This is a genomic window from Streptomyces sp. NPDC048275 (assembly GCF_040652275.1).
Classification (GTDB): domain Bacteria; phylum Actinomycetota; class Actinomycetes; order Streptomycetales; family Streptomycetaceae; genus Streptomyces.
On the sequence record NZ_JBEZLR010000026.1, the window covers coordinates 90,101 to 103,200 of the forward strand.

The 13,100-nt window shown below is 69.3% G+C and carries 12 protein-coding genes and 1 pseudogene; 7 read left to right on the forward strand and 6 right to left on the reverse strand.

Annotation, left to right across the window (positions count from 1 at the left end; translation table 11 throughout):
- Positions 1-14 precede the first annotated feature (14 nt).
- The 3 genes and pseudogenes from AB0D57_RS18140 to AB0D57_RS18150 all read right to left on the reverse strand — a co-directional run.
- On the reverse strand, positions 15-761 hold the full coding sequence (locus tag AB0D57_RS18140; RefSeq protein WP_362073126.1) for an enoyl-CoA hydratase/isomerase family protein: 747 nt from the start codon (positions 759-761) through the stop codon (positions 15-17).
- On the reverse strand, positions 758-2,320 hold the full coding sequence (locus AB0D57_RS18145) for a class I adenylate-forming enzyme family protein (protein WP_362073130.1): 1,563 nt from the start codon (positions 2,318-2,320) through the stop codon (positions 758-760). The genes AB0D57_RS18140 and AB0D57_RS18145 overlap by 4 nt, the downstream gene beginning before the upstream one ends.
- Positions 2,317-3,294, reverse strand: a pseudogene (locus AB0D57_RS18150) (MaoC family dehydratase N-terminal domain-containing protein); the annotation flags it as partial. The gene AB0D57_RS18145 and the pseudogene AB0D57_RS18150, both read right to left, overlap by 4 nt.
- 186 nt (positions 3,295-3,480) lie before the next feature.
- Here AB0D57_RS18150 and AB0D57_RS18155 point away from each other — a divergent pair.
- The 4 genes from AB0D57_RS18155 to AB0D57_RS18170 all read left to right on the forward strand — a co-directional run bounded on the left by AB0D57_RS18155 (position 3,481) and on the right by AB0D57_RS18170 (position 6,952).
- Positions 3,481-3,858: a carboxymuconolactone decarboxylase family protein gene (locus tag AB0D57_RS18155; RefSeq protein WP_362073133.1), complete on the forward strand. Its 378-nt coding sequence runs from the start codon at positions 3,481-3,483 to the stop codon at positions 3,856-3,858.
- 190 nt (positions 3,859-4,048) lie between these two features.
- Entirely contained in the window at positions 4,049-5,326 is a 1,278-nt protein-coding gene (locus tag AB0D57_RS18160; protein WP_362073136.1) for an MFS transporter, read from the forward strand.
- Between the two features lie 150 nt (positions 5,327-5,476).
- The gene (locus AB0D57_RS18165) at positions 5,477-6,184 is read left to right on the forward strand and encodes a 2,3-bisphosphoglycerate-dependent phosphoglycerate mutase (protein ID WP_362073139.1); all 708 of its coding nucleotides are present in this window, start codon (positions 5,477-5,479) and stop codon (positions 6,182-6,184) included.
- Positions 6,185-6,205: 21 nt separating this feature from the next.
- Positions 6,206-6,952 (forward strand): alpha/beta fold hydrolase, encoded by a 747-nt coding sequence (locus tag AB0D57_RS18170; RefSeq protein ID WP_362073142.1) that lies wholly within the window; start codon positions 6,206-6,208, stop codon positions 6,950-6,952.
- 378 nt (positions 6,953-7,330) lie between these two features.
- On the opposite strand, the gene AB0D57_RS18175 is transcribed toward AB0D57_RS18170, so the two are convergent.
- Entirely contained in the window at positions 7,331-8,179 is an 849-nt protein-coding gene (locus tag AB0D57_RS18175) for an oxidoreductase (protein WP_362073145.1), read from the reverse strand.
- 27 nt (positions 8,180-8,206) lie between these two features.
- Positions 8,207-9,094, reverse strand: coding sequence for an aldo/keto reductase (locus AB0D57_RS18180; RefSeq protein ID WP_362073148.1), 888 nt, complete (start codon positions 9,092-9,094; stop codon positions 8,207-8,209).
- 292 nt (positions 9,095-9,386) lie between these two features.
- On the opposite strand from AB0D57_RS18180, the gene AB0D57_RS18185 reads away from it, so the two are divergent.
- The gene (locus AB0D57_RS18185; protein WP_362073151.1) at positions 9,387-10,301 is read left to right on the forward strand and encodes a helix-turn-helix transcriptional regulator; all 915 of its coding nucleotides are present in this window, start codon (positions 9,387-9,389) and stop codon (positions 10,299-10,301) included.
- Positions 10,302-10,357: 56 nt separating this feature from the next.
- Here AB0D57_RS18185 and AB0D57_RS18190 read toward each other — a convergent pair whose 3' ends face one another.
- Entirely contained in the window at positions 10,358-11,275 is a 918-nt protein-coding gene (locus AB0D57_RS18190) for a helix-turn-helix transcriptional regulator (protein WP_362073154.1), read from the reverse strand.
- A 165-nt stretch (positions 11,276-11,440) separates the two neighbouring features.
- On the opposite strand from AB0D57_RS18190, the gene AB0D57_RS18195 reads away from it, so the two are divergent.
- Positions 11,441-12,889 (forward strand): MFS transporter, encoded by a 1,449-nt coding sequence (locus tag AB0D57_RS18195; RefSeq protein WP_362073157.1) that lies wholly within the window; start codon positions 11,441-11,443, stop codon positions 12,887-12,889.
- Positions 12,890-12,932: 43 nt separating this feature from the next.
- On the forward strand, positions 12,933-13,100 hold a 168-nt coding region (locus tag AB0D57_RS18200; protein ID WP_362073166.1), incomplete at its 3' end, for an aldo/keto reductase.

The window sequence follows — 13,100 nt, forward strand, 5'->3', positions numbered from 1 at the left end:
TCAGGAATTCATAATTACGAACTCGTGAAGCGGGGTTGCCGTTTCTCGACGGAGGCCGCGATCCCCTCGGCGAAGTCCGCCGTTCCCAGAAGTGCGGCCTGGGCGTTCGCCTCGATATCGAGCGACGCCGAGACCTCCGCGACCATGGAGCGGCGCATCGTGGACCGGATCGCGGGCAGCGACAGCGGCGCGGAGGCCGCTATCTCCGAAGCGAAGGTGATCGCCGCGCCGCGCGGATCGTCCGCGGTCCGGTCGCACAGGCCCAGATCGAGGGCCTCGGTGCCGGTGACGGATCGCCCTGTGTACAGCAGTTCCAGCGCGCGCTGCTGTCCGATGGCCCTCGGGAGGGTCACGCTCAGGCCGAAGCCGTGGTGGAAGCCGAGCCGGGCGAAGTTGGCGGTCAGGCGGGCGTCGGGGGCTGCGACGCGGAAGTCCGCGGCCATGGCCAGTCCGAGCCCGCCGCCCACTGCGGCGCCGTGCACGGCGGCCACCACGGGCTTGCGCCCGGAGAAGATCCGGAGAGCCTGGCGGTAGAAACGGCGGATGCCGGCTGCCCCTATGCCGCGGAGGTCGACCCCGGCACAGAAGTGCCTGCCCTGAGCGGCGATCACGACACACGAGACGTCGTCGTCATCGTCGTAGGCCAACAACTCGTCGGCCAGGTCGGTCAGCGACGCCTCGTCGACGAAATTGTGCGGTGGCCTGCGCAACTCCAGCAGCGCGACACGGTCGGCGACCAGCTTGTGGAACACCTCGGTCATGCCCGCTCACTCTCCTGTGCCGCCAGGGCCTTCTTGTCGATCTTTCCCGCGTGGTTGGTCGGCAGCGGCTCGTCCTGGAGACGCCACCGGCTGGGGACGGCGAAGGATGCCAGCCGCGGGCGCAGCTCCTCCCGGAGTCGTTCGGCGGTGAGGCCGTCCTCGACGACCACCGCGGCCATCACCTCCTCCCCCAGGTCCGGGTGCGGGACACCGAACACCGCGGACTCGACCACGCCGGGAATGCCCGCGAGTGCCTCCTCGACCGCGGCAGGGGCGATGTTCTCCCCTCCCCGGATGATCATGTCCTTGGCCCGGCCGGTGATCCACAGGTAGCCGGCATCGTCGACGCGCCCGAGGTCGCCGGTGTGCAGCCATCCCTCGCCGTCGATGGGCGTCTCGTCCATACCGAAGTACGCGGTCATCTGGGTGGGGCTGCGGACCAGGATCTCGCCGTCCTCGTGGTCGCTCCCCTCAAGGATCCTCACCTCGACGCACGGCAGCGGACGGCCGCTGGATCCCGGGCGCTCGGCGGTGTCCCGGCCGGAGGCCGCGGTGGCCTGGCCGCCGTTCTCGGTCAGGCCGTAGCCCGTGACGACCCGCGGTTCGACACCCGGGAGTCCGGCCCTCAGTTGGGCGAGGAACTCAGAGTGCACGGGTGCCCCGCCGACCGTGACCGAGCGCAAGGAGGTCAGGTCGCGGCGATGGACGTCCGGGTGCTCCAGCACACGCGACACCATGGTCGGTACGGCACTCCAGCGGGCGATCCCCCATTCCTCCACCAGCCGCAGCGCCTCCTTCGGGTCGAATCTGCCGGCCGGCATGACCAGGGTGTCGCCGACCGTGATGGCGCGGATGAGCGTCTGGACCCCGCCGATGTGGAACATCGGGCCGGTGTGCAGTCCCGCGTCGCCCGTCGACTCGTCGATCTGCTGAGGGAGCCGGCGCGTGATGTGCAGGAGCATGTGCAGACCGGCCAGGAGGGACCGGTGCGAGAGGACAACTCCCTTGGGGCGGCCGGAGGTTCCGGAGGTGAAGACAATCACGGCCGGGGCGTCCTCGTCCTCCTCGAGGTCGGTGTGCGTCCGCTGAGGGTTCGCCGGGATGTCGCACTGCCACCGGCCGGTCGGGACGCCGGCCGGGAGACTGCCGGTTCCCCGCGCATCCGCCAGGACGAGCTTCAGGTCCAACAGTGCGACGCTGTCGGCCAGTTCGGCCTTGCCCCACCATGCGTTGGCGAGCACGGGCACCGCGCCGGTCGTCACGCACGCCCAGAAATTGATAATCCACTCCGGGCTGTTCCAGCCGAGGAGCAGCACTCTGTCCCCGCGGCCGAGACCCGCCCCGGCGAGTTCCGCCGCCTTCGCGGCCACCGTGTTGCGCAGGTCCTCGAACGTCACCACTCTCTCGCCCTGGGCGATGTGCGGCCGTTCTCCCCAGCGGTCCGCGAAGGCCAGCAGGCTGCCGACGGTACGGGGACGGTCGGTGTAGGTGCGGAACCGGATCCCCCGTACCTCCTCGATGCCGATCTCGTCGCCCCAGGCGGCTGTCGGGCTGTTCATGCGTTCCTCCGGCGCGGGAGGACGACGACGGCCGTACCAGGCATGACGTTCTGCTCTCGCTGATTCCAGGCCCAGGTCTCCAGACGGACGACGGAGTCACCGTCCTGGTCGACCTCCTTGGCCACGACCCGCCCGCCGAGCCGGACAACGTCCGAGAGGTAGACGTGGGCGCGGTACTGGCCGTGGATCGCCTTCAACGTGCCCGTGTCCCCAGCCCAGTGGGCAAGGGAGTGGATTTGCCAGCAGGTGCGCTGGATGCCGACGTCGTAGGCGAGTTGGGCGCCCTGCAGCTTGGCGGCGTAGTCGTTGTAGTGGACCGAGTAGACCGGTTCGAGGGCGTTGGTGTTCGGGTCGCGGAACGCCCAACGCGGGTGCTTGCGGTACCGGCGCAAGGCGACGCCGTGCGCGGACAGCCGCGGGATGGGAGCGGCGCCGGCGGCGATGTAGGCGATCTCGTCCGTCAGGCCGATCGGCCCCTTCGTGATGACGTCCATTTCGTCGCCGACCGCCACGTCCTCCCAGTACCGCGGCTCGGCGCCCCGCGGCGTCTCGGCGAGGATGTCGTCCTCGATCTGCTCCAACTGCTCGCCGGTCCAGGGATGGGGCAGCTCGATCTCGCGGGATTTACGGCGCGCCTGGGCCTCCGTGCGTTCGAACCGGACCCGCGAGCAGATGAAGCGCGCCACCAGCTCGTCGTTCTGGTTCCAGTACTCCTGGCGCAGGTAGTCCTTGATGCGCCGTCCGGCGAACTTGCTCGCGTCCGGGCCGTCGAAGCCGTCGAAGTACACACGGGCCGTGATCTTGTCGCCGACGTGGATCGGACGGTGGAACGTCACGTCGGTCTCGGCGTGGAACCCACCGAGACCGCGCCATCCGACCTGCACCGACCCCAGGCAGGCGAAGATGAAGCTCGGCGGGGCGACGATCTCGCCGAACGGGCCCTTGGCGGCGTATTCCTCGTCGGTCCACAGGGGGTTGTCGTCACCGCGGCTGGGGTCAGCGCGACTCGCAGTCCCCCATGCACCTGCAGAACGAGCGAGCCGGCGTCACCGTCGAGCTCACCGCCGAGCAGGTCCAGGAAACCCTCGAGCGCGGCTGACGGACCAGGCAATCAGAGGCATCCCCCATCCCATTCCCGTCCGCACACAAGGAGATCAACCTTGGACGCCAGTGAGAGTGGTCGACGCATCCTGAGCGAACTCATGGGCCCCGACTACCTGGAGAAGAAGGACAAGAACCGCAACGCCTTCAACGAGGCCATCCAGCAGTACTCGGAAGAAGTCTGCTTCGGCCGCATCTGGGCCCGGGACGGCATCGACCGCAAAACGCGCAGCATCGTCAACATCGCCATGCTCACCGCCCTGAACCGCCCGGCACAGCTCAGCCACCACATCGAGGGCGCCCTCACCAACGGCTGCACGGTCGACGAACTCAAGGAGATCCTCCTCCAGACGGCCGTCTACTGCGGACTGCCCGCCGCTGGCGAGGCCTTCCGTGTCGCAGAAGAAGTCCTGCGCACCCGCGGGCTCCTCGACTGACGCTCACTCAGAGCATGCGCGGCGCAACGCCGCACCCTGTCGACGGACCGGTTTCCCCCCGGCTGTCGGCCCTACCGACGCCGCGACGAAGCCGCGTCGACAACAGGGAGATGCAATGACGCACTCACAGGAACAGACGATCCCGCCCGTCGGATCACCTTCGCCGAGCGAAGCAGCGACTCAGCCGAAGATGAAACGAGTCGCCTCCGCCAGCTTCATCGGCACCGTGATCGAGTTCTATGACTTCGGCATCTACGGTACGGCAGCCGCCCTGGTCTTCCCCGAGATATTCTTTCCGGCGCTGGGTCCGGCAGCGGGTACCGTCGCCTCATTCGCGGCATACGGCGTCGCCTTCGTGGCCCGGCCGTTCGGCAGCATCCTGTTCGGGCACTTCGGTGACCGCCTGGGACGCAAGAAGTCCCTGAGCGCCACCATGCTGCTCATGGGCGTGGCCACCATCCTCGTCGGCTGCATGCCCACCGCCAACCAGATCGGCGTGGCCGCCCCCATCCTGATCGTCGTGCTGCGCATCCTCCAGGGGCTGGCCGCAGGCGGTGAGTTCGCCGGCGCCGTCCTCTTCTCCTCCGAGCACGCCCCCAAAGGCAAACGCGGCTTCTGGTCCATGTTCGCCAACTTCGGCGGGGGCGCCGCCATCACGCTCGCCAACGCCACATTCTTCCTGACCACGGTGTTCATGAGCAGCACCACATTTGTCAGTTGGGGCTGGCGTATCCCCTTCCTCTCCAGCCTCCTGCTCGTCCTCTTCGGCCTGTGGATCCGGCTCCGGATGGACGAAACCCCGGTGTTCAAGAAGCAGGCGGCGCAGTCGGGCACTTCCCGGATGCCGTTCGTCGAGGCATTCAAGTACCAGCGGCTCCAGGTGCTGCTCGCCGCAGGCACGGTGATGGTCAGCTTCGCTCTGACGTACATCGGCGGAACCTACCTGGTCAGCTACGGCACAGCGGTGCTCGAACTGCCACGCACCTTCGTCCTGGCCATGGCGATGGTCGGCGGCCTGTCGATCTCCGCCGGAGTGGTGCTCGGCGCGGTCCTCTCCGACCGCATCGGACGGCGCTGGGTCATCGTGGGCGCGGCCTCCGTAGCCGTCGTATGGGCACTGGCCCTGTTCCCCATCCTCGACATCGGCTCCCGCACGGTCTTCGCGATCGGGCTCCCCGTGACGATGTTCATCTCCGGGGTCGCCACCGGACCGCAGGGCGCGTTCCTCTCCGAACTCTTCCACACCCGTTACCGCTACACCGCGGCAGGACTCAGCTACAGCCTGGCCGGCATGCTCGGCGGCGGTGTGCCACCCCTGATCGCGGCCTCCGTCATCGATTCCTACGGCAGCTTCACCTTCGGCTGCATCCTGGCCGGCGTCTGCCTCACCAGCCTGATCTGCGTGCTCACCGTCGGCGAGACACGGGAACTCGATCTAGAGCGAACGGCGACAGAAACCACCGCCTGACCCGACCACGATGCGGACGGCGACAGGGCGGTGCAAGGCGCCAGGAGTCACTCACGTCCGCGATCCGGGTGTCGATGGCGCGGGCTTCGTCGTGAGGCATCACCCGAACCGATGACACGGGCGGCGTGACTGCACGGAAGGCTCTTCATCATGCGTGCGTCACGGCGACTTGTGCTCCTGCGGCACGGGGAGAGCGTCTGGAACGCCCAGGATCTCTTCGCCGGCTGGGTCGACGTCCCACTGTCCGAACGGGGGCGGGAACAGGCCCGCAGGAGCGGAGAGCTCATGACACGAGCCGGGCTCCTGCCGGACGTCGTACACACATCGCTCCTGCGCCGCGCCATCACCACGGCCGACCTCGCACTCGATGCCGCCGACCGGCACTGGATCGACGTACACCGTAGTTGGCGCCTCAACGAGCGCCACTACGGGGCCCTGCAAGGCAGAAACAGGAAACAGGTCCGCGACGAGTTCGGCGAGGAACAACTCCTCAGGTGGCGGAGGTCGTACGAAGTCCAACCGCCCCCCGTCATGCAGGGTGAACCCCTCGGCCCGGACACCGACGCCCGTTATCGCGGGCTCGGCGTCCGGGTTCCGCCGGCCGAGTCCCTCAAAGACGTCCTCGCCCGCCTGGTGCCGTACTGGGAATCGGCCATCGTCCCCGACCTGCGTGCGAAGAGAACCGCCCTCGTCGTGGCGCATGGAAACACCCTGCGTGCTCTCGTCAAACTCATCGACGGCGTCTCCGACGACGCCATCGCCGAGATGGACATCCCGACCGGTGCTCCTCTGCGCTACGACCTCACCGATGCGCTCCGCCCCGTCGTCCGCGGCGGTTCCTACCTTTCGTCCCACTGACAGATCAGGAGGTGACCTGCCATGTCGGCAGCACCGACCCCGGCACGTCCACCCTTCGTACTCCTGCACGGCGGCCGCCACGGCGGCTGGTGCTGGAAGCACGTCGCCGCTGCGCTACGGCAGGAAGGTCACGTGGTGTACACGCCCACGCTGACAGGCCTCGGCGAGCGAGCCCACCTGCTCAGCCCGGACATCGGCCTGGACACCCACGTTCAGGACCTCGTCGCGACATTCGAGTTCGAGGACGTCCAGGACGCCGTCCTGGTGGCCCACAGCTACGGCGGCATGGTCGCGTCCGGCGCGATGGAACGGATCGCCGACCGGGTGCGCAGAATCGTCTTCTTCGACGCGCACCTCCCCCGGACCGGCGAGTCGCATTGCGACATGGTCGGCCCCGCCCGCGCCGCCAAACACGTCGCGATGGCGCAGAGCGGCGGGGAGGGCTGGTACATCCCGCCCTCCGACGCGTCCTGGTACGGCGTCACCGATCCGGAGGACGTCGCATGGGTCAACAGCCACACCACGGCACAGCCGTTGAAGACGTACCAGGACCCGGTGGGAAACACCGACCGCGCCTGGAGCCATCCCGGCATGTTCATCGAATGCGTGCCGTCGTCCCTGGAAGCGCACGCCCTGGACAGGGTGCGAAAGCGGCATGCGGACGATCCCGAATTCCAGTACCGCGTCCTCCACGCAAGTCACGACGCCATGGTCACGGCACCCGAAGCAGTGACGAGGCTGCTCCTTGAGGCGGTGGACATCACCTGACCTCCTCCCCTTGAGGCCCGGTGGATCCGCGTCGCAACGAGAGAGAACGAGAGACTGAACCACTCAACCGCACCGGCCGGCCGCCCCAGTGTCGTCGCGCTCGACGGCCGCACCCGCAAGATCAAGGGCATTGAGGATCCGGTCGGGCGGGCCGAGGTCCTGATCTCCTGCCTGGTCGGGGTCATCGCACTGCGTTCGAGCGGCCTCTTCGACAGCCTGTCGGCCATGAGCCCCGAGGCGGTCGGCGCCATCCTCGAGACGGCCACACAGAGTGCCCATGAACGGGCACCGCATGCCTCTGATGACTGACGCACGCTGGAGCTTCTCCCAGTCATCAGGTGCGCGTCGGTGTCGCGGCCTCGGAAGCCGGCCCTGAGCTCACTCGGGGAAGTCGGTGCCGACGCTCGTCTCCTTCCATGCCTGGAGCTCCTCGATCTGAGCATGCAGCTCGTTCCCGACGGTCTCGATGGCGTCGCTGCCCAGCAGCAGGCGGAATGGGGCTTCGCCTGCGTCCACGGCATCGATGATGGCCCGGGCAGCCCTGGCGGGGTCGCCGGGCTGGCGACCGTGGGTGATGTCGTTCTCCTTGCGCCGGAGGCCGGCGGTGCCGTCGTAGTTCGCGATGGCGGTGCTCGACTGCTGGAGCGAGCGCCCCGCGAAGTCCGTCCGGAAGACTCCGGGCTCGACCAGGACCACCTTGATCCCGAGCGGCGCCACCTCCTTGCGCAGCGCGTCGGACAGGCCTCCGAGGGCGAACTTGGTGGCCGAGTAGTAGCCGGAGCCGGGCATGGCCAGCCGGCCGGCGATGGAAGAGACATTCACGATCGCCCCGCTGCGGCGTTCCCGCATGCCCGGCAGCACCGCCTTGATCAGGCCGACCGGGCCGAAGAAGTTGGTCGCGAACAGCTCCGCGACGTCTTCCTCCGCGCCCTCCTCGACGGCGGCGCGATAGCCGTGCCCGGCATTGTTGACCAGCACGTCCACAGCTCCGAACCGGTCCTCGGCCGCTCGGACGGCCTCGGCGACCTGCGAACCGTCGGACATATCGAGCGGGAGCGCGAGGGCGGTGTGCGGGTAAAGCGCCGGGAGATCCTTCACCGATGAGACATTCCGTGCGGTGACGACGGCGTTCCAGCCCCGTTCCAGCACCGCGTGTGCGAGAGTGCGGCCGAGTCCGGTCGAGCATCCTGTGATCAGCCAAGTGGACAGGGTGATGCGTGCTTTCATCCGGTCGGGAGGGTGCGGAGCTGACCGTCAACGGGTGCCGAACGTGTCCAGCTTGATGACCTCGGGGTCGGGACCGCTGCGCAGCCCGGTGTCGAGGGCGTCGATGGCGGCCACCTCATCGGGCGTGAGAGTGAAGTCGAAGACATCGAAGTTCTCCGCGATGCGGTGCGCCTTGACGGACTTCGGGATCGCGCACACGCCGTGTTCGAGGTGCCAGCACAGGACGATCTGGGCCGCCGTCTTGCCGTACTTCTCGGCGAGTTCGGTGACCACCGGCTCCTCCAGGGCGCTGCGCCCGCCGTTGGGTGCGTGGGCCCAGTAGCGGGTGATGCCGCCGATCGGCGACCATGCCTGGGTGGCGATCCCGAACTTCTCGTGGACCTCGCGCAGTTCGCGCTGAACGAAGTAGGGGTGCAACTCGACCTGGTTGACCGCCGGGACGACGTCGGTCTGCTCCATGAGGGTGCTCAACAGCCCCGGCGTGTGGTTGGAGACGCCGATCGCCCGGACCCGGCCGTCGGCCAGCAGCTTCTCGACGGCCTTGTAGGCGGCGAACCAGGGTTCGGGCTCCAGCGGCGCCGGCTGGTGCAGCAGGTACAGGTCGAGGTACTCCAGGCCCAGCTTGGCCAGACTGGTGTCGAAGGCGCGCAGCGCGGAGTCGTAGCCGTAGTCGCTCAGCCACAGCTTGGTCGTCACGAAGACCTCGCCGCGGTCCACACCGGACCGCTTGATGCCCTCGCCGACCTGCTCCTCGTTGCGGTACGCGGCGGCGGTGTCGATCAGGCGGTAGCCGTCCCGCAGGGCGGTCTCGACCGCTGCGGCGGTCTCCTCCGGGGGGCTCTGGTAGACGCCGAGGCCCAGCGCGGGCATCTCGACGCCGTTGTTCAACTTGAGGAAGGGGGTCTTACTGGTCATAGCTGTTCCTAGGGGAGTTGTGATGGTGCGACGAGTGGTGATCAGGGTTGGACGAGGACCTTCAGGGCTCGCGGTCGGCCATCGCGCGATATCCGTCGGGGGTTTACTCCGCTCATGACGCTCGGCCACCCGGCGTACAAGACCGTCAGGGTTGGGTTCCCGACACCGGCAACGGTTCCCCGCGCACGCGTAACGTGCCAGACCGCGCTGTGCCGGGGAACCGCGTTCCGGGGCATGACAGGGCCCCCCACGCGCCTACCGGCAGGTCACCTGCGCCCGCACACTCGAAGGCATGACACGTGAGCAGCCCACCAGCGGGGGCACCGAGCTGGGCAGCTTCCTCCACGCCCGCCGGAGCCGGATCACCCCCGCCGAGGCCGGTCTCACGGTCGGCCCGGGACTGCGGCGCACCCCCGGTCTGCGCCGTGAGGAACTGGCCACCCTCGCAGGCATCAGCATCGACTACTACGTCCGCCTGGAGCGCGGCAAGGAAACCCGCCCCAGCTCGTCTGTCGTCGACGCCCTGGCCCGTGCCCTGCGCCTGGAGGAGGACGAACACGAGCACCTGCGCGAGCTCGCCGCCAGGGCCGCCCGCACCGCGCCGGAACCTCCGACGCCGCCCAGCCGGACCATCAGGCCGGGCGTGAAGCTGCTGCTGGAGAGCCTGCGGCCGAACCCCGCGCACGTGGTCAGCCGCACCAACGACCTGCTCGCAGCCAACCCCGGCGGGCTGAGGCTGCTGGCCGGCATCGAGGAGTGGCCGGTCAGGCAGCGCAACATCGCCCGGTACGTCTTCCTGCACCCCGCCGCCCGCGACCTCTTCCACGACTGGGCCGCCCAGGTCCGCGGCTGCGTCGCCCGCCTGCGCGCGCTCGCCGGCACCGACCCCGACGCCCCCGACCTCACGCGGCTCGCCGGTGAACTCCTGTTGAAGAGCCCGGAGTTCGCCCGTCTGTGGGAGCGCTACGACATCAAGGGCCACTCCCACGGCCGTAAGACCTTCCACCACCCCGAGGTCGGCGACCTCACCCTCGGCTACCAGACCATGGAGCTGGAGGGCACGCCGGGCCAGCGGCTCATCACGTACTACGCCGAGCCAGGCAGCTCCGACCACGACGCCCTCCTCCTCCTCGACATGCTCGGCTCCCAGCTGACGCCGCCTGAACCGGCGTCTTCCGAGGACGAACCCACGTCGTCCTCCACCTGAGCCCGCACAGCGCTCCCTGCGGAGACGGGGGGCACCTGGCAGGCAGTTGGTGTTCGTCAGGGCTGTGTGCGTCGTTGCTGTTCGGCCTTCGTATCGGGATGCGCGGCGGGCTGCGGTGCGGTCATGTCGAGCAGGAGCATGGCGTCGTGGTCGGGGGTCTCTGGTTCGGCGGTGTAGACGCCGAGGCGTTGGCCGGGGGTGCCTTCGAGGTGCATGCTCTGGCCGCTGAGGGTGAGGGTGCCGACCTGGGGGTGATGGAAGGTCTTCTCGGTCTTCTTGCGCCCAGTGACGTCGTAGCGCTCCCACAGCTTGGCGAAGTCGGGGCTCTTGAGCAGGAGCTCACCCACCAGGCTGGTGAGGTCGGGGGCGTCCGGGTCGGTGCCGGCAACAGCGCGGAGCCGGGCGACGCAGCCGCGGACCTGGTAGTCCCAGTCGGGGAAGAGTGTGCGCGCGGTGGGGTGGAGGAAGAGGTAGCGGGCGAGGTTGCGCTGGGTGGCGGGCCAGTCGGCCAGGCCTGCGTACAGGGCGAGGCCGCCGGGGTTCCAGGCCAGCAGGTCCATGCTGCGGCTGATGACGTAGGCGGGGCTCGGCCGCATCGTCTCCAGGATGAGCTTCAGGTGCGGGCGCACGGTGCGGCTGGGCGGCGGCGGGGGCTCGGGGGCGTACCGGGCGGCGCGGGCGGCGAGTTCGCGCAGGTGCTGGTGCTCGGCGTCGTCGAGCTGCAGAGCGCGCGCGAGGGCGTCGAGTACGGAGGGGCTGGGGCGGGTTTCCTTGCCGCGCTCCAGGCGGACGTAGTAGTCGATGCTGATGCCGGCGAGCGTGGCCAGTTCCTCGCGGCGCAGTCCGGGGGTGCGGCGCAGGCCAGTGCCCACGGTGAGGCCGACCTGGGCGGGGCTGGTCTGGGTGCGGCGCGCGTGCAGGAACCGGCCCAGTTCCATATCGGCGCTCCTGCTGGTGCTCTGCTCGGATGCCATAACGCCAGTGTCGCGCCACGCTGACCAGCGTGGCAGGCGTGTGGGGGGCCCTGTCACACCCCTGAACATCGCTCCCTGGCACGGCCCGGCCTGCCACCAGGGCCGGAAAGGCGCGAGGCTCGACTTCTGTCAGGACACCCGACCTTTCCAGTGCAGGAGAACCCCTTGTCCACGTCCGCCTCGCCCACATCGCTCCAAGTCGGCGCGGCCGGTCCGCCGCCGCAGAGCACGTCCGGCGCGCGCCTCGCGCTGGCCGCCGTGCTGCTCGGCTTCTTCACGATCATGGTCGACGCGATGATCGTGAACGTGGCCCTGCCCTCGATCGGGAGCGGGTTCGGCAGCGGCATGACCGGCCTGCAGTGGGTGGTCGACGGCTACACCCTCACCTTCGCCGCGTTCCTGCTGTCCGCCGGCGCGATCAGTGACCGCATCGGGGCCCGCCAGGCCTTCGCCGTCGGCCTGGGCCTGTTCGTCGTGGCGTCCGCGGTGTGCGGGATCGCGCCGAATCTGGGCGTTCTGGTGGCGGCGCGGCTGGTGCAGGGAGCCGGGGCGGCACTCGTCGTACCGTCCTCCCTCGCCCTGCTGCGGGAGACCTTCCCCGACCCGGCGGCCCGAGCGAAGGCGATCGCCCTGTGGGGCGTGGGCGGCTCCGTCGGCGCGGCCGCCGGGCCCGTGGCCGGCGGACTGCTCACCCTCGTCGACTGGCGGATGATCTTCTTCGTCAACCTGCCCGTCGGCGCGGTGGCCCTGGCGCTCCTCCAGCGCGCCCGGCGCTCCCCGCGGCGGGAGGTGCCGTTCGACTGGACCGGCCAGGTGGCCGCCGTCGCCGCGATGGGTGCGCTGACGTACGCGGTCATCGAGGCCGGCGCCGACGGATTCGGCACTGTGCGGGTCCTGGTCGCCTTCGCGGTGGCGGTCGTGGCGGCCGCCGTCTACCTGACCGCGCAGGCCCGTGGACGGCATCCGATGACGCCGCTGCCGCTGCTGCGCTCCCGCACGATGTCCCTCTCGGTCGCCATCGGGTTCGCCCTGAACGTCGGCTTCTACGGGATGATCTTCCTGCTGGGCCTGTATCTCCAGCAGGTGCACGGGATGAGCGCACTCGCCACCGGCCTGGCCTTCCTGCCCATGACCGTCCTCACCTCCTTCATGAGCCCCGTCGCCGCCCGCCTGGCCACCCGGTTCGGTGCGCCGATGCCGGTGATCACCGGCCAGTGCCTGATGGCCGTGGGCCTGCTGGCGATGGTGACGGTGTCCGTCAGCGCGCCGGTATGGCTGTCGGTGGTGCTGATGGTGCCCGTCGGCGCCGGCGGCGCGATGGCCGTGACCGCGCTGACCGCGCTGCTGCTGGAGAAGGTGCCCGCCGAGCGGGCCGGCGTCGCCAGTGGCGTGCTGAACGCCTCCCGCCAGCTCGGCGGCGCCCTGGCCGTCGCCGTCTTCGGCGCGCTGGTCGCCGACCGCACCGGGTTCGTCTCCGGACTGCACACCAGCCTGCTGATCGCCGCGGCAACCGTGGCGGTGAGCGTCGTAGCCACCGTGCTGCTGCGCACTCAAGTCCCTCATCAGATTCCGGCCACCGCCACCGGAGCGGGCACGCGCCCGCTCAAACGCTGACCGGTCACCTCCCCCACCCAGTCCCGTACAGAAGGAAAATCCCATGCAGACCGTCACCCTCAACAACGGCATCGACATGCCGATCCTCGGCTTCGGCGTCTTCCAGATCTCGGCGGAGGAGACCGAGCGGGCCGTCACCGACGCCCTCGCCGCCGGCTACCGACTGCTCGACACCGCCGCCTCGTACGGCAACGAGGAGGCCGTCGGCCGC

Coding starts and splice junctions, on each gene's coding strand:
- AB0D57_RS18185 (WP_362073151.1), top strand. CDS start 9,387: ATGACACGTGAGCAGCCCACCAGCGGGGGCACCGAGCTGGGCAGCTTC.
- AB0D57_RS18145 (WP_362073130.1), bottom strand. CDS start 2,320: ATGAACAGCCCGACAGCCGCCTGGGGCGACGAGATCGGCATCGAGGAG.
- AB0D57_RS18160 (WP_362073136.1), top strand. CDS start 4,049: ATGAAACGAGTCGCCTCCGCCAGCTTCATCGGCACCGTGATCGAGTTC.
- AB0D57_RS18180 (WP_362073148.1), bottom strand. CDS start 9,094: ATGACCAGTAAGACCCCCTTCCTCAAGTTGAACAACGGCGTCGAGATG.
- AB0D57_RS18140 (WP_362073126.1), bottom strand. CDS start 761: ATGACCGAGGTGTTCCACAAGCTGGTCGCCGACCGTGTCGCGCTGCTG.
- AB0D57_RS18175 (WP_362073145.1), bottom strand. CDS start 8,179: ATGAAAGCACGCATCACCCTGTCCACTTGGCTGATCACAGGATGCTCG.
- AB0D57_RS18170 (WP_362073142.1), top strand. CDS start 6,206: ATGTCGGCAGCACCGACCCCGGCACGTCCACCCTTCGTACTCCTGCAC.
- AB0D57_RS18190 (WP_362073154.1), bottom strand. CDS start 11,275: ATGGCATCCGAGCAGAGCACCAGCAGGAGCGCCGATATGGAACTGGGC.
- AB0D57_RS18165 (WP_362073139.1), top strand. CDS start 5,477: ATGCGTGCGTCACGGCGACTTGTGCTCCTGCGGCACGGGGAGAGCGTC.